Origin of the sequence: Escherichia sp. KTE114 (genome assembly GCF_000407765.1) — a bacterium.
Taxonomy (GTDB): Bacteria; Pseudomonadota; Gammaproteobacteria; order Enterobacterales; family Enterobacteriaceae; genus Escherichia; species Escherichia ruysiae.
Genome location: NZ_KE136626.1, coordinates 2400930 through 2421482 on the forward strand (window position 1 = coordinate 2400930; position 20553 = coordinate 2421482).

General features: G+C 59.9%; 1 protein-coding gene. It reads left to right on the forward strand.

The genetic code is table 11. The annotated features are described in order from the left end of the window. Positions 1–75: 75 nt before the first annotated feature. Positions 76–20553 carry a BapA-related adhesin SiiEA gene (gene siiEA / locus WC5_RS09575; protein ID WP_016231611.1) on the forward strand — a complete coding sequence of 6826 codons (20478 nt, stop codon included), beginning with the start codon at positions 76–78 and terminating at the stop codon, positions 20551–20553.

Consider the following 20553-nt stretch of genomic DNA (forward strand, 5'->3'; position numbering starts at 1 on the left):
GTTGAGTTATTACCTTTGTCTTATTTAGATAAATGGACTCGCTAAGGATGTGCGCCATTTATCAGGAATGCCATTATGAGCCTGATTATTGATGTTATTTCGCGTAAAACATCCGTCAAACAAACGCTGATTAATCCTGGCGACGTTACGGTTGTTATTTATGAGCCCTCTGTGGTGCAGGTTCATGCTCAGGCATCTGCCGTTGCGCGTTACGTTCGCGAAGGAAATGACCTGCTGATCTATATGCAGGATGGCACGGTTATCCGTTGCAACGGCTATTTCCTGCAAGCGACAAATACCAGTGAACAATCTGAACTGGTCTTTGCCGATGGACAACAGCTAACCCACGTAACCTTTGCCGATGCCGCAGCGGGGGGGTTAGCCCCCGTAGAACTGACCGCCCAGACCACCGCTATTGAAAGTATTGCACCATTTCTTGATACCGTTGCTCAGACCAGCACCTTCCCGTGGGGATGGTTAGCGGGGGCAGCGGTAGGTGGCGGTGCGCTTGGCGCTTTACTGGCAAGCGGTGGTGATGACGATTCAAAAACTGAAGTGGTTAACAACCCTCCGCCACCCGCCGAGCCAGGCAATGCAACCCCATCATTTTTAGTCACCGATAATCAGGGCGATCAGCGCGGCATTCTCGCCACCAATGACATCACAGATGACACCACGCCAACCTTTAGCGGTAGCGGGCAGGCGGGTGCGACCATCCAGATCAAAGACAGTAACGGCAATACTATTGCCAGTACTCAGGTAGACAGCAACGGGCACTGGAGCGTCTCTTTACCCACGCAAAGCGCAGGTGAACATACCTGGTCAGTGGTGCAAATTGTCGGCAGCACCATCACTGACGCTGGTTCGATAACGTTAACCATCGACGACAGCCAGGCCAGCGTGCAGGTCGCCACCACCGCAGGCGATAACATTATTAACGCCAGCGAACAGGCCGCCGGATTTACGCTTTCAGGCACGACGAGCAACTTGCCGCAGGGAACAGAACTCAGCGTCACGCTAAACGGCAAAACCTACACGACCAGCGTAGGTGCTAACGGCGCGTGGAGCGTGCAGGTGCCGACCGCTGACGCCCAGGCGTTAGGCGAAGGGAATCAGGCAGTGCTGGTCAGCGGGAAAGATGCTACGGGCAATACGGTCACCAGCGCGCAACTGTTAACCGTCGATACCCAGCCGCCGACGCTTGCTATCAACACCATCGCCCAGGACAACATTGTCAGCGCCGCAGAACATAACGCCGCGCTGGTACTGAGCGGTACTTCGAATGCTGAAGCCGGGCAAATCGTTACACTGACAGTAAATGGTAAAAGCCATACAGCAACCGTCGGTAGCGATGGCACATGGCAGGTGGCGCTGCCTGCCGCAGAAGTGCAGGCGCTGGCAGATGGTAACTACGCCGTAAATGCCAGCGTCAGCGACCGGGCAGGAAATACCACCAGCAACAGCGCGAATTTCGCGGTAGATACCAGCGCGCCGACGATCAACGTCAACACCGTGGCGGGCGACGATATTCTTAATAATGCAGAACAGGCCGTTGCGCAGATCATCTCCGGAAACGTCAGCGGTGCTTCTCCTGGCGATACGGTGACTGTGAAATTGGGCGCTCATGTCCTGACGGGCGTCGTGCTGGCAGACGGTAGCTGGAATGTGGCGCTGGATCCGGCGGTAACCCGCACGCTGGATCGCGGAGCCAATACGATTTTCGTCACCGTGACAGATGCCGCCGGAAATACTGGCACGGCATCACGTGCAATCACGCTGGTGGGTGTTTCTCCGTTGATCACCATTAACACGGTTTCCGGCGATGACATTATCAGTGGTGCAGAAAAAAATGCGCCACTGACCCTCACCGGTAGCACTCAACAAGCTGAGCCAGGACAAACGGTTACAGTAACCCTCGCCGGACAGAGTTTTACCACTACTGTGCAGGCCGATGGCTCCTGGAGTCTGACAGTACCCGCTGCCGATATGGGTAATCTGCCTGACGGTGCGGTGGCAATTACTGCATCCGTAACGGATCTCAGCGGTAATACCGGAAACACCTCCCGCACCATTACCGTCGACAGCCAGGCGCCGGCCTTAAGCATCGACTCGCTGACCGCCGACAACATCATCAACGCCGCCGAAAGCGGGCAGGATTTGCTCATCACTGGCACTACCGACGCCCAGCCAGGGCAGACGGTTACCGTCACGCTGAATGGACAGACCTATCAGGGCATCGTGCAGCCAGACGGAACCTGGAGCGTGACCGTTCCCGCCGCCAACGTTGACACACTGGCTGACGGCAACGCTACGGTCACCGCCAGCGTAAACGATGTCGCCGGTAATCCGAGCAGCGTTTCACGCGTGGCGCTGGTCGATGCCACGCCGCCGGTGGTGACCATTAATCCGGTGGCGACCGATAACGTCATCAACACGCCGGAACATACCCAGGCGCAAATCATCAGTGGCACGGTCACTGGCGCACAGGCGGGCGATATTGTCACCGTTACGCTGAATAATGTGGATTACACCACGGTGGTGGATGCTTCTGGCAACTGGAGCCTGGGCGTTCCGGCTTCCGTCGTCAGCGGACTGGTGGACGGCAGTTATCCGATCAACGTTTCAGTCACCGACCGCGCCGGAAACAGCGGCAGCCAGTCACTCACCGTCACGGTCGATACCGCCGCGCCGGTGATTGGTATTAACACCATTGCTGGCGATGATGTGATTAACGCCAGCGAAAAAGGAGCCGATGTCCAGATTACCGGCACCAGCGATCAACCTGCTAATACCGCCATCACCGTGACGCTGAACGGGCAAAATTATGCGGCGACGACCGACGCCTTCGGCAACTGGAGCGTGACGGTTCCGGCATCGGCGGTAACCGCACTGGGCCAGGCCAACTATACGGTGACAGCAGCGGTGACCAGCAGTATTGGCAACAGCGCCACCGCCAGCCATAACCTCCTGGTCGACAGCTCGCTGCCCGGCGTGACCATTAACCCGGTGGCGAGCGACGATATTATTAACGCCGCCGAAGCGGGCGTAGCGCAAACCATCAGCGGGCAGGTGACTGGCGCAGCCGTTGGCGACACGGTAACTATTACGCTGGGCGGCAATACCTACACGACTACTGTCCAGGCTGGTTTAAGCTGGAGCGTGAGCGTTCCGGCAGCAGATATTCAGGCGCTGGGTAATGGTGATTTAACGGTTAATGCCTCGGTCACCAATGAAAACGGCAACACCGGTAGCGGCTCGCGTGATATCACCATCGACGCCAATCTGCCCGGCCTGCGGGTCGATACGGTGGCGGGTGATGATGTGGTCAATATCATCGAGCACGGGCAGGCGCTGGTCGTCACCGGCAGCAGCTCGGGGCTGGCTGAAGGCACGCCGCTTACCGTCACGATTAACAACGTCGACTACACCACTGCGGTGCAGGCCGATGGTAGCTGGAGCGTGGGCGTGACGGCGGCGCAGGTTAGCGCCTGGCCTGCGGGGACGGTGACGGTTGCCGTGTCCGGGGAAAGTAGCGCCGGAAATCCGGTGAGCATCACCCATCCCGTTACGGTGGATCTCACTCCGGCGGCGATCGCCATCAACACTATCGCCACGGACGATGTGATTAACGCCGCAGAAAAAGGCACTGATTTAACCCTTTCCGGCACCACCACTAACGTAGAAGCCGGACAAACGGTCACCGTCACTTTTGGCGGTAAAAATTACACAGCCACGGTTGCAGGCGATGGTAGCTGGACAACCACTGTACCCGCTGCCGATTTAGCGTCATTAACCGATGGTAGCGCCACCGCGCAGGCCAGCGTCAGCAATATCAACGGCAATAGCGCCTCGGCGGTGCATAACTACAGCGTCGACAGCAGCGCGCCAACCATCATTATCAATACCGTTGCCAGCGACAATATCGTCAACGCCAGCGAAGCCGATGCGGGCGTGACGGTGAGCGGCAGCACCACCGCCGAGGCGGGGCAGATTGTTACGATAACGCTTAACAGCCCGACCGTGCAGACGTATCAGGCAACGGTACAGGCCGACGGCAGTTGGAGCATTAACATTCCGGCGGCAGATCTTGAGGCATTGACGGATGGCAGCCACACCCTGACCGCGACGGTCAATGACAAAGCAGGCAACCCGGCGAGCACCACGCATAATCTGGCGGTGGATCTCACTGTTCCGGTGCTGACCATCAACACCATTGCGGGCGACGATATTATTAACGCCACCGAGCACGGGCAGGCTCTGGTGATCTCCGGTTCCAGCACCGGCGGGGACGCGGGGGATGTCGTTACCGTCACGCTAAACAGTAAAACCTATACCACGACGCTGGACGCTTCCGGCAACTGGAGCGTCGGCGTTCCGGCAGCGGACGTCACCGCGCTGGGCAGCGGTTCACAAACCGTAACGGCGAGCGTTACTGATGCGGCAGGCAACAACGATAGTGAGACGCACACGGTCACCGTCAACCTTACCGCGCCAACCATTGGCATTAACACCATCGCTACCGATGACATAATTAACGCCACGGAAAAAGGCTCGGATCTGCAAATTACCGGCACCAGTAATCAGCCAGCAGGCACCACAATTACGGTGACGCTGAACGGGCAAAATTACACCGCGACGACGGACGCCGCAGGCAACTGGAGCACCACGGTGCCCGCTTCCGCAGTAGGTGCGCTGGGCGAAGCCAGCTACACGGTGACGGCGAACGTCACCGACAGCGCAGGTAACAGCAATTCCGCCAGCCATATCGTGCAGGTCAATACCGCGCTGCCTGGTGTCACCATTAATCCGGTGGCGAGCGACGATATTATTAACGCCGCCGAATCGGGCGTGGCGCAGACTATCAGCGGGCAAGTAACGGGCGCGGCGGCGGGCGATACCGTCACCGTAACGCTGGGTGGCAAAACGTATACCGCCACCGTACAGGGCAATTTAAGCTGGAGCGTGGACGTTCCGGCGACGGATATTCAGGCCATCGGTAATGGCTCTCTCACGGTTAACGCCTCGGTGACCAACGGCGTTGGCAACACCGGCAACGGCACGCGCGAGATCGCGATAGACGCTAATCTTCCGGGGCTGCGCGTCGATACCGTGGCGGGCGATGATGTGGTCAACAGCATCGAGCACGCTCAGGCGCTGGTGATAACCGGTAGCAGCAGCGGGCTGGCGGCGGGCGCGGCGCTGACGGTGGTGATTAACTCGGTCACTTACGCTGCGACCGTATTAGCCGATGGCACATGGAGCGTTGGTGTTCCGGCGGCAGATGTGGGCAATTGGCCTGCGGGTACGGTGAATATTACGGTTTCAGGCGCCAGTAGCGCAGGAAACCCGGTCACTATCACTCATCCGGTCACCGTCGATCTGGCGGCGGTGGCGATTTCCATTAACACCGTTTCCGGCGACGATGTGATTAACGCTGCCGAAAAAGGGGCAGATTTAATCCTTTCCGGCAGCACCTCTGGCGTGGAAGCTGGGCAAACTGTCACCGTCACCTTTGGCGGAAAAAGCTATACCGCCACCGTAGCGGGCGATGGTAGCTGGACAACCACCGTACCTGCCGCCGATCTTGCTACATTACGCGACGGCGACGCCACCGCGCAGGCCAGCGTCAGCAATATTAACGGCAACACGGCTTCGGCAACCCACGCCTACAGCGTCGATGCTACGGCACCGACGCTTGCCATTAACACCATCGCCGCTGACGATATTCTGAACGCCGCCGAGGCGGGCAATCCGTTAACCATCAACGGCAGCAGTACCGCCGAAGCGGGGCAGACGGTAACCGTCACGCTTAATGGCGTGACTTACAGTGGCACCGTTCAGGCGGACGGTAGCTGGAGCGTCAGCGTGCCGACGGCAGATCTCAGCAATCTGACCGCCAGCCAGTACACCGTCAGCGCCTCAGTCAACGATAAAGCGGGTAACCCGGCGTCCACTACTCACGGGCTGGCGGTGGATCTCACCGTGCCGGTGCTGACCATTAACACCGTCTCGGGCGATGACATTATTAACGCCGCCGAACACGGGCAGGCACTGGTGATCTCTGGTTCCAGCACAGGCGGGGAAGCAGGCGATGTCATCACCGTTACGTTAAACAGTAAAACCTATACCACGACGCTGGACGCTTCCGGCAACTGGAGCGTCGGCGTTCCGGCGGCAGATGTCACTGCGCTTGGCAGCGGTGCACAAACCATCACCGCGACCATTACCGACGCGGCAGGCAACAGCGACGACGCCAGCCACACGATCACTGTGAATCTCACCTCGCCAACCATTGGTATCAACACTATCGCCAGCGATGACGTGATTAACGCCACGGAAAAAGGCGCGGATCTGCAAATTTCCGGCACCAGTAATCAGCCTGCTGGCACTACGGTTACGGTGACGCTGAACGGGAAAAATTACACCGCCACCACAGATGCTTCCGGTAACTGGAGCGCCACGGTGCCAGCCTCGGCGGTTAGCGCGCTGGGTGAAGCCAACTACACGGTAACGGCAAATGTCACCGACACGGCAGGCAACAGCAATTCCGCCAGCCATAATGTGCTGGTCAACAGCGCCTTACCTGCTGTCACCATTAACGCGGTGGCGACCGACGATATTATTAACGCTGCTGAATCCGGCAACGCGCAAACCATCAGCGGGCAGGTCACGGGTGCGGCGCAGGGAGATACGGTCACCGTCACGTTGGGCGGCAACACCTACACCGCCACGGTGCAGGCTAATTTAAGCTGGAGCGTGGACGTTCCAGCGGCGGATATTCAGGCGCTGGGCAACGGTTCTCTCACCGTACACGCCTCGGTCACCAATGGCGTTGGCAACACGGGCAGCGGCTCGCGGGATATCACAATCGACGCTAATCTGCCTGGCTTACGCGTCGATACGGTGGCGGGCGATGACGTCATAAACAGCATTGAGCACAATCAGGCGCTGGTGATCACCGGGAACAGCACCGGATTAACGGTGGGAACCGCGTTAACGGTCGTTATCAATAACGTCACTTACGGCGCGACGGTGTTAGCCGACGGCACATGGAGCCTCGGCGTTCCGGCGGCAGACGTCAGCAACTGGCCTGCGGGAACGGTGAATATTACGGTAAGCGGCACCAACAGTGCCGGAACAACCTCCACCATTACCCATCCGGTTACCGTCGATCTGGCGGCGGTCGCCATCACCATTAACACCCTTTCCGGCGATGATGTGATCAACGCCGTCGAAAAAGGCGAAACGCTGGTCGTAAGCGGCAGCACCAGCGGTGTCGAAGCCGGGCAGACGGTGACCGTCACCTTTGGTGGCAAAAATTACACCACTACCGTTGAAGCCAACGGCAGTTGGACGGTGAATGTGCCGCCTGCCGATCTCGCTGCGCTGCCGGACGGTGCGGGCAACGTGCAGGCGAGCGTCAGCAACATTAACGGCAACAGCGCCCAGGCCGATCGCGCGTACAGCGTCGATGCCACCGCACCGCTTGTGACCATTAACACCATCGCCAGCGACGATATCCTTAACGTAAGCGAAGCAGGCGCGGGGATCACCATCAGCGGTACCACCACGGCACAGGCCGGACAGACGCTGACCGTCACGCTCAATAACAACACGTACCAGACCACCGTTCTCGCGGATGGCACCTGGAGCGTGAATGTTCCGGCATCGGATTTAAGCGGATTAACCGCCAGCAGCTATACCGTGACCGCCACGGTAAGCGACAAAGCGGGTAACCCGGCCAGCGCCGACCATGCGCTGGCGGTGGACGTTACCGCGCCGGATCTCACCATTAACATCGTTGCGGGCGATGACATCATCAACACCATCGAACACGGGCAGGCGCTGGTGGTGAGCGGAACCAGTACGGGCGCGGCGGCGGGCGATGTGGTTACGGTTAACCTGAACGGTAAAAACTACACCACCACGCTGGATGCCTCCGGTAACTGGAGCGTGGGTATTCCGGCGGCTGATGTCACGGCGCTGGCAACCGGCAGCCAGACGATCACCGCCAGCCTGAGCGATCGCGCGGGCAACAGCGACAGCACGACTCACGATGTGACCGTTGATCTCAGCGGCCCGACGCTGACCATCAATATCGTCTCCGGCGACGACATCATCAATAATGCGGAGAAAACTCAGGATCTGACCATCAGCGGCGGCTCCAGCGGTCTGGCGACCGGCACCACGGTCACCGTGATGTTGAACGGCCTGGCGTACAGCGCCACCACCGATAGTGCTGGCAACTGGAGCGTTACCGTGCCGGCTTCGGCAGTCGGCGCATTGGGCGAGGCTGTGTACCAGATTAGCGCCAGCGCCACCGACAGCGCGGGCAACAGCGGTGCTACCACCCATACGGTGAATGTCGAATCCCTCCTGCCTGGGGTAATCATTAATACCGTTTCGGGCGATGACATTATCAACGCCGCTGAAATCGCCGTTAACCAGACCATCAGTGGTCAGGTCACGGGAACGGCGCAGGCGGGGAATACGGTGACGGTCACGCTTGGTGGCAACCAGTACATCGCAACCGTGCAGCCAGATTTAAGCTGGAGCGTCAGCGTGCCTGCGGCAGATTTGCAGGCGTTAGGTAACGGTGAGCTGACCATCATCGCCTCGGTCACCAACACTACAGGCAATACCGGCACCACAACGCACGACATCGTGATAGACGCCAACCTGCCAGGTTTGCGCGTCGATACCGTAGCAGGCGATGATGTGGTCAATATTATCGAACACGGTCAGGCACTGGTGGTAACCGGCAGCAGTACCGGACTGGCGGTGGGCGCGGCGTTGACGGTAGTCATCAACAGCGTCACCTATGGCGCAACGGTATTAGCCGATGGCACCTGGAGCGTGGGCGTTCCGGCGACGGATGTGGGGAACTGGCCTGCGGGGACGGTCGATATTACGGTTTCAGGCACCAACACCGCCGGAACAACAACCAGCATTAGCCATCCGGTCACGGTCGATCTCGCTACTGTGGCGATCACCATCAACACTCTTTCTACTGACGATGTGATTAACGCCGCCGAAAAAGGCAGTGATTTACAGCTCTCCGGCACCACCTTCGGCGTGGAAGCGGGGCAGACCATTACCGTTATCTTCGGTGGCAAAAGCTACACCACCACGGTGGCAACGGGCGGGAGCTGGGGGCTGACGGTTCCGGCTGCGGATCTCGCGGCTTTACCGGACGGCACAGCAAACGTACAAGCCAGCGTCAGCAACGTAGCAGGCAACATCGCCCAGACAACACATGCTTACAGCGTCGATGCCACCGCGCCCTCCGTCACCATCAACACCATCGCCACGGACGATATTCTTAACGCCGCCGAAGCGGGTACTGCGCTGATCATCAGCGGCACCAGCACGGCAGAAGCCGGGCAGATGGTGACCGTGACGCTAAACGGCGTCAATTACAGCGGCAATGTGCAGGCAGACGGAAGCTGGAGCGTCAGCGTCCCGACTGGCGATTTAGCCAACCTCACCGTCAGCTCCTATACGGTGAGTGCGGCGGTCAGCGACAAAGCCGGAAATCCGGCCTCGGCAACGCATAATCTGGCGGTGGATATGCTTGCCCCGGTCGTGACTATCAACACGGTAGCGGGCGATGACATCATCAATGCCACTGAACACAGCCAGGCGCAGATTATCAGCGGCTCGGCAGCGGGTGCGACGACGGGTAATACGGTTTCCGTTACCATTGGCACGACCACCTACACCACCGTGCTGGACGCCAACGGCAACTGGAGCATCGGCGTGCCTGCCAGCGTGATTTCCGCACTGGCGCAGGGCGATGTGACCATTACCGCCACGGTTACCGACTCCGCAGGCAACAGCGGCACGACTTCGCACATTGTCAACGTGGCGCTCGGCGCGCCGGTGCTCGGTATCAACACCATCGCCGTCGATGACATTATCAACGCCACGGAGAAAGGCGCGGATCTGGCGATTTCCGGCAGCAGCAACCAGCCTGCGGGCACGCAGGTAACCGTTACGCTCAACGGGCAAAATTACACCACCACTGCCGATGCTTCCGGTAACTGGAGCGTGACCGTTCCGGCGTCTGCGGTTGGTACGCTTGGTGAAGCGACTTATACCGTGACCGCCGCCGCAACCGATGCTGATGGCAACAGCGGTTCCGCCAGCCATAACGTGCAGGTTAATACCGCGCTGCCGGGCGTCACCATTAACGTTGTGGCGACGGACGATATTATTAACGCTGCCGAAGCCGGGGCAGCTCAAACTATCAGCGGTCAGGTTACAGGCGCGGCGGCAGGCGACACGGTAACCGTAACGCTGGGTGGCGAGACTTACACGGCGACAGTGCAGGCCAATTTAAGCTGGAGTATTAATGTTCCGGCAGCCGCGCTACAGGCGTTGGGTAACGGCGAGCTAACGATTTCTGCGTCAGTCACTAATAGCGTGGGCAATACTGGCAGCGGTACGCGCGACATTACCATTGACGCTAATCTGCCAGGTCTGCGGGTCGATACGGTCGCTGGCGATGATGTGGTGAATATTATCGAGCACGGGCAGGCACTGGTGGTAACCGGCAGCAGTTCTGGTCTGGCAGCGGGTGCCGTACTTACGGTTTCGATTAATAGCCAGAACTATAGCGCAACGGTTTTAGCCGATGGCACCTGGAGCGTCGGCGTTCCGGCGGTGGATGTCAGCGCCTGGCCTGCGGGGACGGTCACGATTACGGCGAGCGGTAGCACCACAGCCGGAAATCCGGTGAGCGTCACGCACCCGGTCACCGTCGATCTCACGGCGATCGCTATCAGCATTAACACCATTACCGCCGATGATGTGATCAACGCCGCCGAAAAAGGCGCGGCGTTAACGCTCTCCGGCAGCACGTCCGGCGTGGCATCAGGGCAAACGGTCACCGTCACCTTTGGCGGCAAAAACTACACTGCAATCGTCGCGGCAGATGGTTCCTGGAGCACCACGGTTCCGGCGGCGGATATGGCAACCCTGCGTGATGGCGATGCCAGCGCACAGGCCAGCGTCAGCAACGTTAACGGCAACAGCGCCACCACCACCCACGTTTACAGCGTCGATGCCAGCGCGCCAACGGTGTCCATTAACACCATTGCGGGCGACGACATTCTTAACGCCACCGAAGCCGGAACGGCGCTGACCATCACCGGCAGCAGCACGGCAGAAGCGGGGCAGACGGTCACCGTCACGCTCAATGGCGCAAACTATACCGGCACGGTACAAACGGACGGTAGCTGGAGCGTCAGCGTGCCGCCAGCCGACTTAAGCGCCCTGACCGCCAGTAACTACACCGTCAGCGCGGCGGTGAGCGACAAAGCCGGAAACCCGGCCTCGGTTAATCACAACCTGACGGTGGATACTTCCGTTCCGCTCGTCACCATCAACACGGTGGCGGGCGATGATGTGATCAACGCGACGGAACACGCCCAGGCGCAGATTATCAGCGGTTCCGCCACTGGCGCGGCAACCGGTAGTACCGTCACGGTGACTATTGGCACAAACACCTTCACCACCGTGCTGGATGCCAGCGGTAACTGGAGCGTCGGCGTACCGGCGAGCGTTGTCTCGGCACTGGCGAACGGCACGGTCACCATCAACGCCAGCGTCACCGATGCCGGTGGTAACAGCGGCAGCGCCACGCATCAGGTGACGGTTAATACCGGGCTGCCGACCATTACCTTTAACGCCATCAGCGGCGATAACGTGCTGAATGCCGATGAAAAAGGCCAACCGTTGACCATCAGCGGCGGCAGTTCGGGGCTGGCGACAGGCGCACAGGTTACCGTCACGCTCAACGGTCATAACTACAGCGCCACCACCGACGCGGCGGGCAACTGGACCTTAACCGTTCCGGTCAGCGATCTGGCGGCTCTAGGCCAGGCCAACTATACCGTCAGCGCCAGCGCCACCAGTGCAGCAGGCAACACCGCCAGCGGCCAGGCGAATTTACTGGTCGACAGCGGCCTGCCGGGCGTCACCATCAATACTGTGGCGGGTGACGATATTATCAACGCCGCCGAAGCCGGGGCCGATCAAACCATCAGCGGACAGGTTACCCGCGCCGCCGCAGGCGATACGGTCACTGTGACGCTGGGCGGCAATACTTACACAGCGCAAGTTCAGCCCGATTTAAGCTGGAGCGTCAGCGTTTCGGCAGCCGATCTCCAGGCGCTGGGCAATGGCGATTTAACCATTAACGCCTCCGTCACTAACGCCAGTGGCAACACGGGTAGCGGCACGCGCGACATCACTATTGACGCCAACCTGCCAGGTCTGCGGGTGGATACCGTCGCGGGCGATGATATCGTCAACAGCATCGAACACGGGCAGGCGCTGGTGATCACCGGCGGCAGCAGCGGTTTGAATACAGGCACCATGCTGACAGTCACCATTAACAGCGTGGCTTATTCCGCCACGGTACAGGCAGATGGTAGCTGGAGCGTCGGTATTCCGGCGGCAAACGTCAGCGCCTGGCCTGCGGGGCAGTTAAACATTGAGGTAACAGGGCAAAGCAGCGCCGGAAACCCGGTAAGCGTCAGCCATCCATTTACCGTTGATTTAACGGCGGTGGCTATCAGCATCAACACCGTTGCCAGCGACGACGTAATTAATGCCGCCGAAAAAGGCACCGATCTGACCCTTTCCGGCAGCACCAGCGGGATTGAAAGCGGGCAAACCGTTACCGTCACTTTTGGCGGCAAAACCTACACCGCAAGCGTCGCCGCCAACGGGAGCTGGAGCGTAACGGTTCCGGCAGCAGATCTGGCAACTCTGTCAGACGGCGCGGCGAACGTGCAGGCCAGTATCAGTAGTGCGAGCGGCAATAATGCGTCGGCGACCCATGCGTACAGCGTCGATGCCAGTGCGCCGACGCTCACCATTAACACCATCGCCAGCGACGATATTCTTAACGCCACGGAGGCCGGAAGCCCGCTCACCATCAGCGGCACCAGCACCGCCGAAACCGGGCAGACGGTGAGCGTCACCCTTAACGGCGTAACCTACACCGGTAATGTACAGGCGGACGGTAGCTGGAGCGTTAGCGTCCCTGCGTCATCACTTGGTGCGCTGACCGCAAGCAATTACACCGTCAGCGCCACGGTCAACGACAAAGCGGGCAACCCCGGCAGCGCCAGCCATAATCTGGCGATAGACACCACCGCGCCGGTTCTCACCATTAACACCGTGGCGGGCGATGACATCATCAACGACGCCGAACATGCGCAGGCGCTGGTGATTTCCGGCACCAGCAGCGGCGGGGAAGCGGGCGATGTGGTGAGCGTTGTGCTCAACGGCAAAACATACACCACCACCCTGGATGCCTCCGGCAACTGGAGCGTCGGAGTACCGGCGGCGGATGTGACGGCGCTGGGTAGCGGTGCGCAGACCATCACCGCCAGCGTCAGCGATCGGGCAGGCAACAGCGACGACGCCAGCCGCACCGTGACCGTCAGCCTCAGCGCGCCAGTGATTAGCATTAACACCATCGCGGGCGATGATGTGATCAACGCGACGGAAAAAGGATCCGATCTGGCGCTTTCCGGCACCAGCGATCAGCCTGCGGGTACGGCGATCACCGTCACCCTGAACGGACAAAACTACAGCGCCACCACCGATGCCTCCGGCAACTGGAGCGTCACCGTTCCTGCCTCGGCGGTCAGTGCGCTGGGTAACGGTGAGTTAACCGTTAACGCCTCGGTGACCAACGGCGTTGGTAACACCGGCAGCGGTACGCGCGATATCATCGTTGACGCCAGTCTGCCTGGTCTGCGGGTCGATACCGTTGCGGGCGATGATGTAGTCAATATCATCGAACACGCTCAGGCGCAGGTGATCACCGGCAGCAGCTCCGGCTTTGCGGCAGGCACGGCGCTGACGGTGGTGATTAATAACCAAACTTACGCCGCCACAGTGCTGGCGAATGGCACCTGGAGCGTCGGCGTTCCGGCGGCAGATGTCAGTAACTGGCCTGCGGGAACGCTGAATATTACCGTTAGCGGCGCGAACAGTGCCGGAACGCAAACCAGCATTACCCATCCGGTGACCGTTGATCTCACTGCCGTCGCCATCAGCATTAACGCCATTACCAGCGATGATGTGATTAACGCCGCCGAAAAAGGTGCGGCGTTAACGCTTTCCGGCAGCACCTCCGGCGTCGAAGCGGGGCAAACCGTCACTGTGACCTTTGGCGGTAAAACCTACACCACCACGGTGGCGGCAAACGGTGGCTGGAGCACCACCGTTCCGGCTGCGGATATGGCGACTTTGCGTGACGGCGATGCCAGCGCCCAGGTGCGGGTGACTAACGTTAATGGCAACAGCGCCACGGCAACGCATGAATACAGCGTCGATAGCGCCGCGCCAACCGTCACCATCAACACCATTGCCAGCGATAACATCATCAATGCCAGCGAAGCGGCGGCGGGCGTAACGGTGTCCGGCACCAGCACTGCGGATACGGGGCAAACGCTCACCGTTACGCTTAACGGCACTAACTACCAGACCACGGTGCAGGCAGACGGCAGCTGGAGCTTAACGCTACCTGCCAGTGCTTTAACCACGCTTGCTAATAACAGTTACACGCTCACCGCAACGGTCAGCGATCTGGCGGGTAACTCCGGCAGCGCCAGCAAAGGCGTAACCGTCGATACCACCGCGCCGGTGATCAGCTTTAATACCGTGGCGGGCGATGACGTAATTAACAGCGTTGAACACACTCAGGCGCAGATTATCAGCGGCACCGCCACGGGCGCGATAGCGGGCGACCGCCTGGTGGTGACCATCGCCGGGCAGCAGTATGTCACCAGCACCGATGCCAGCGGCAACTGGAGCGTCGGCGTGCCAGCCAGCGTGATTTCCGGCCTTGCGGACGGCACGGTGACCATCAGCGCCACCATCACCGATAGCGCAGGCAACAGCAGCACGCAAACGCATAATGTGCAGGTGAATACGGCGGCGGTGTCGCTCTCGGTCAGCACCATCAGCGGCGATAACCTTATTAATGCCGCCGAAGCAGGCAGTGCGCTGACCCTGAGCGGCACCGGCACCAATTTTGCGACAGGCACTGTGGTGACCGTGCTGCTTAACGGCAAAGGCTACAGCGCCACCATTCAAAGCAACGGGAGCTGGAGTGTGAACGTGCCTGCGGCGGACGTCGCGGCACTGGCGGATGGCACCAGCTACACGGTTAGCGCCTCCGCCCAGGACAGCGCCGGAAACAGCGCCACGGCCTCGCGCAGCGTGGCGGTGGATCTCACCGCGCCGGTTATCAGCATCAACACCGTTTCGACGGACGACCGACTCAATGCTGCCGAACAACAGCAGCCGTTAACCCTTAACGGCTCGACCAGCGCGGAAGTGGGGCAGACGGTCACCGTGACCTTTGGCGGCAAAACCTATACCGCAACGGTAGCCGCCAATGGTACCTGGGCGCTGAACGTACCTGCGGCGGATCTGGCAACGCTCGGACAGGGCGCACAGACCATCACCGCCAGCGTGAACGATCGCGCCGGCAACCCCGGTCAAACCACGCACGCCCTGACCGTTGACACCGCTGCGCCGACGGTGACCATAGCCACCGTGGCGGGCGACGATATTATCAACAATGCCGAGCAGCTTGCCGGGCAGACCATCAGCGGCACCACCACCGCCGAAGTGGGTCAGACGGTCACTGTCACCTTTAACGGTCAGAGCTGGACCGCAACGGTCGCCAGCGGTGGAAGCTGGTCGGTATTTATTCCGGCGCAGCAGTTTGCCGGATTAAGCGACGGTAGCTACACCATTAGCGCGACGGTCAGCGATCAGGCCGGAAACCCCGGCAGCGCCAGCCGTGGCGTTACTCTGAACGGTGACGTCCCCACCGTCACCATCAACACCTTCGCGGGCGATGATGTGGTGAATGCGGCGGAACACGGCTCGTCGCTGGTGATCAGCGGCACCACCACCGCGCCGGTCGGGCAGACGCTGACTCTGACCTTAAACGGCAAAACCTACACCACCACCGTGCAGACCGGCGGTAGCTGGAGCTACACCCTCGGCAGCGCCGATGTCACCGCGCTGGCAGACGGCAACGCCTACGTGATTAACGCCTCGGTGAGCAACGCCATTGGCAACACCGGCAGCAGCGATCACACCATTACCGTCGATCTCAGCGCCCCGGCGATGGGGATTAATATCGATTCCCTGCAAGCCGACACCGGGCTTAGCGCCAGCGACTTTATCACCAGCGTCAGCCCGGTAGTGGTCAATGGCTCGCTCACCGCCGCGCTTGCCAGTAACGAGACGGCGCAAATCAGTATCGACGGCGGCGCAACCTGGAGCACGCTCACCGTGACCGGCACGACCTGGCGCTATAACGACAGCCGCACGCTGACTGATGGCAATTATCTCTATCAGGTGCGGGTGATTGATGCGGCGGGCAACGTCGGCGCGACTGACAGCCAGAATGTGGTGATCGACACCATCGCGCCAGATCCAGCGGTGAAAACCATCGCTATCAGCGCGATCACCACAGATACGGGCTTGATCACTAACGATTTTGTCACCAGCGACACGACACTGGCGGTGAGCGGTTCGCTGGGGGCGACGCTGGCTGCCGGTGAGTTCGCGCAAATCAGCATCGACGGCGGTACAACCTGGCAGAATCTTTCCGTAAGCGGTTTGACCTGGACGTACCTTGACGGGCGCACGCTGACCGATGGCAACTACAACTATCAGGTGCGGGTTATCGACACCGCCGGAAATATCGGCGCGACCGCCAGCCAGATTGTCACCGTTGACACCAGCGCGCCGCTGGCGAGCAAAACCATTGCCATTGCGGGCATCAGCGATGATACCGGCTTAAGCAGCAGCGATTTTGTTACCCGTGACACGACGCTGACCGTGCGCGGGACGCTCGGCGCGGCGCTGGCGGCAGATGAACGGGCGCAAATCAGCCTCGATGGCGGCGTCACCTGGACTACATTAACCGTCGTTGGCACCAACTGGAGCTATGCCGATGGTCGCACACTGACCGACGGCACCTGGAACTACACGGTGCGGGTAGTGGATCTGGCGGGGAACGTCGGGCAGACCGCGACGCAAAACGTGGTGGTCGATACCACCAGTCCCGAAGCGGCGAAAAGCATCACCATTACCGGTATCAGCGATGACACCGGCGCCAGCAGCAGCGACTTTATTACCAGCGATACCACGCTGACCGTGCGTGGCGTGCTGGGCGCGACGCTTGGTGCTAATGAGTTCGCGCAAATCAGTACCGACAACGGCGCAACCTGGGTGAACGTGACGCTGGCGGCAGACGGCCTGAACTGGACATACGCGGATGGGCGCACGTTGACTAACGGCACGACCACCTGGCAGGTGCGGGTGGTCGATCTGGCAGGCAACGTAGGCGCAACCGGTAGCCAGACGGCGCAAATCGACACCGTTAACCCGGCGCAGGTGTTGACCATCGCCAGCATCAGCACCGACACGGGGAGTTCAGCCACCGATTTTATCACCAGCGATACCACGCTCACACTGACCGGTTCGCTGGGGGCGGGGCTTGCCAGCGGCGAAGTGGCGCAGATTAGCCTCGACGGCGGCGCGACCTGGACTACGCTCACCACTAACGGCACGCAATGGACTTACACCGACAGCCGCACGCTGACCGACGGTAGCTATGTTTATCAGGTGCGGGTACTGGATCTGGCGGGAAATACCGGCCCGGTGGTGTCGAAAACGGTGGTGGTCGATACGATTAACCCCACCGCCACGCCAACTATTGTGTCGTATACCGATGATGTCGGGCAGCGGCAGGGGACGTTAAGCAGTTCGCAGGCTACCGACGACACCACGCCGCTGTTAAACGGCGTGCTCTCCGCTCCGCTGGCCAGCGGAGAAGTGGTTTACCTCTATCGCAACGGCTTATTGTTAGGCGCGGTGACGATGGTCGGCGCACTGAACTGGACCTACAGCGACAGTGGGCTGGTCAGCGGTGCCTATACCTACAGCGCGCGAGTGGTGGATCTGGCGGGGAATATCACCTCCTCTAGTGATTTTGTTCTGACGGTTGATACCTCTATTCCGACGACGCTTGCGCAAATCACCAATCAAACCACGCGCGACACTACGCCGATTATCAGTGGCGTAATCACTGCCGCACTTGCCAGTGGGCAGTATGTTGAAGTGGTGATCAACGGTAAAACCTACACCTCGCAGCCGGGCGGCGCGGTGGTGGTCGATCCGGCGCACAACACCTGGTATGTGCAATTGCCGGATACCGATGTGCTGGCGGCGTCCGCTACCGCCTATAACGTCACCGCGCAGGTGAAAAGCTCGGCGGGCAACGGCAACACCGCTAACGTCAGCAATGGCACGGTGACGGTCAACGCGGCAATTGATTACACGCCAGCCTGGACGACCGCCAATAAAACGACTGCCTGGGGGCTGACCTACGGCCTCGACACGCACGGGATGTGGACGGTGCTGGCCAACCAACAGGTGATGCAATCTACCGACCCGCTTACCTGGTCGAAGACCGCCCTGACGCTGTATCAGAGCGGCAACAATTACGCCACCAGTTCCATTGCCGATTACGACCGTAACGGTACGGGCGATCTGTTTATTACCCGTGATGATTACGGCACGGGCTATATCAACGGCTTTACCAATAACGGCGATGGCACCTTCTCCAGTGCCATTCTGGTCGCCGTTGGCACCCTGACGTGGTACGGCTCTATTGTGGCGTTTGATAAAGAGGGCGACGGCTATCTCGATTTCTGGATTGGCGACGCCGGGGGGCCAGACTCTAATACCTTCCTGTGGAATAACGCGGGCACCCTGGTAGGCAACTCTACCGTTGCCAACAACGGCGGGAGCGCCACGGTGGGCGGGGCGGTGACGGGATATCTTTCACTCAACGAGGGTTCTGGCGTTGATCTTAACAACGACGGCAGGATTGACCTGGTTCAGCACACCTTCAACCTGAACAACTATTACACGCTGTCTTCGCTTATCAGCCAGGGAAACGGCACGTTTGTCTGGGGACAAAATACCATCAACACCTTCCTCAGCACGGCGGGCAGCGGCGGCAACTCAACGTCTGTCTCCATGACGTGGGCGGATTTTGACGGCGACGGCGATATGGATCTCTTCCTGCCCGCCAGCCAGGGAAGAACTAACTACGGTTCCCTGTTATTCAACACCAACGGCGTGCTGGGAAGTCCGGTGGCAGTGGGGGCAACGGCAACGACCTATGCCAGCCAGTTTAGCCTGGCGGTGGACTGGAACCATGACGGCCTGATGGATATCGCCCGTATTGCCCAGACCGGACAATCCTACCTTTACACCAACGTTGGTGGTGCCAGTAACTGGACGCAGTCGGCTCTCGGCGGCAGCCAGAGCGGCACCACCAGCGGCGTGGCGGCAATGGACTACGACTGGGATGGCGCGGTGGATGTACTGGTAACCAAACAGTCGGGCAGCGTGTTCCTGATCCGCAACACCAACACGGTGAGCTACGGCACTTCGCTGCACCTGCGCATCACCGATCCTAACGGTATTAACGTCTATTACGGCAATACCGTAAAACTGTACAACTCGGCAGGTGTGCTGGTTGCCACGCAAATTATCAACCCGCAGTCGGGGATGGGGGTTAACGACACCTCGGCGCTGGTCAATTTCTACGGGCTGAATGCCGGAGAAACCTATAACGCGGTGCTGATCAAATCCACTGGCGCGACTGCCAGCAATATTGACCAGACGTTGAATACCACCTGGGGCGGCTTACAGGCCACCGATGCTACTCACGCTTACGATCTCAGCGCCGAAGCGGGCACGGCGGCCAACAACGGCAAGTTTGTCGGCACCGGTTATAACGACACCTTCTTCGCCACCGCAGGCACCGACACTTACGACGGTTCCGGCGGCTGGGTGTACAGCTCCGGCACCGGAACCTGGCTGGCGAATGGCGGCATGGACGTGGTTGATTTCCGCCTCTCAACGGTGGGCGTGACCGCTAACTTAAGCAGCACCGCCGCGCAGGCGACCGGCTTTAACACCTCAACATTCACCAATATTGAAGGCATTTCCGGCTCGAATTTTAACGACACTCTGACCGGCAGCACGGGCGATAACCAACTGGAAGGGCGCGGCGGTAACGACACGCTCAACATCGGCAACGGCGGGCACGACACCTTGCTCTATAAACTGCTCAACGTCAGCGACGCCACCGGCGGCAACGGCTCGGACGTGGTGAATGGCTTTACGGTAGGGACATGGGAAGGCACCGCCGACACCGATCGTATTGATATTCGCGAACTGTTACAGGGCAGCGGCTACACCGGCAACGGCAAAGCCAGCTACGTCAACGGCGTGGCGACGCTGGATGCGCAGGCCGGAAACATCGGTGATTTTGTCAAAGTTACCCAGAGCGGCAGCGACACCATCGTGCAGATCGATCGCGACGGCACAGGTGGCGGCTTTGCGACAGCTAACGTGGTCACGCTGACGGGCGTGCATACCGACCTCGCCACTTTGCTGGCGAATCATCAGTTGATGGTGGTGTAG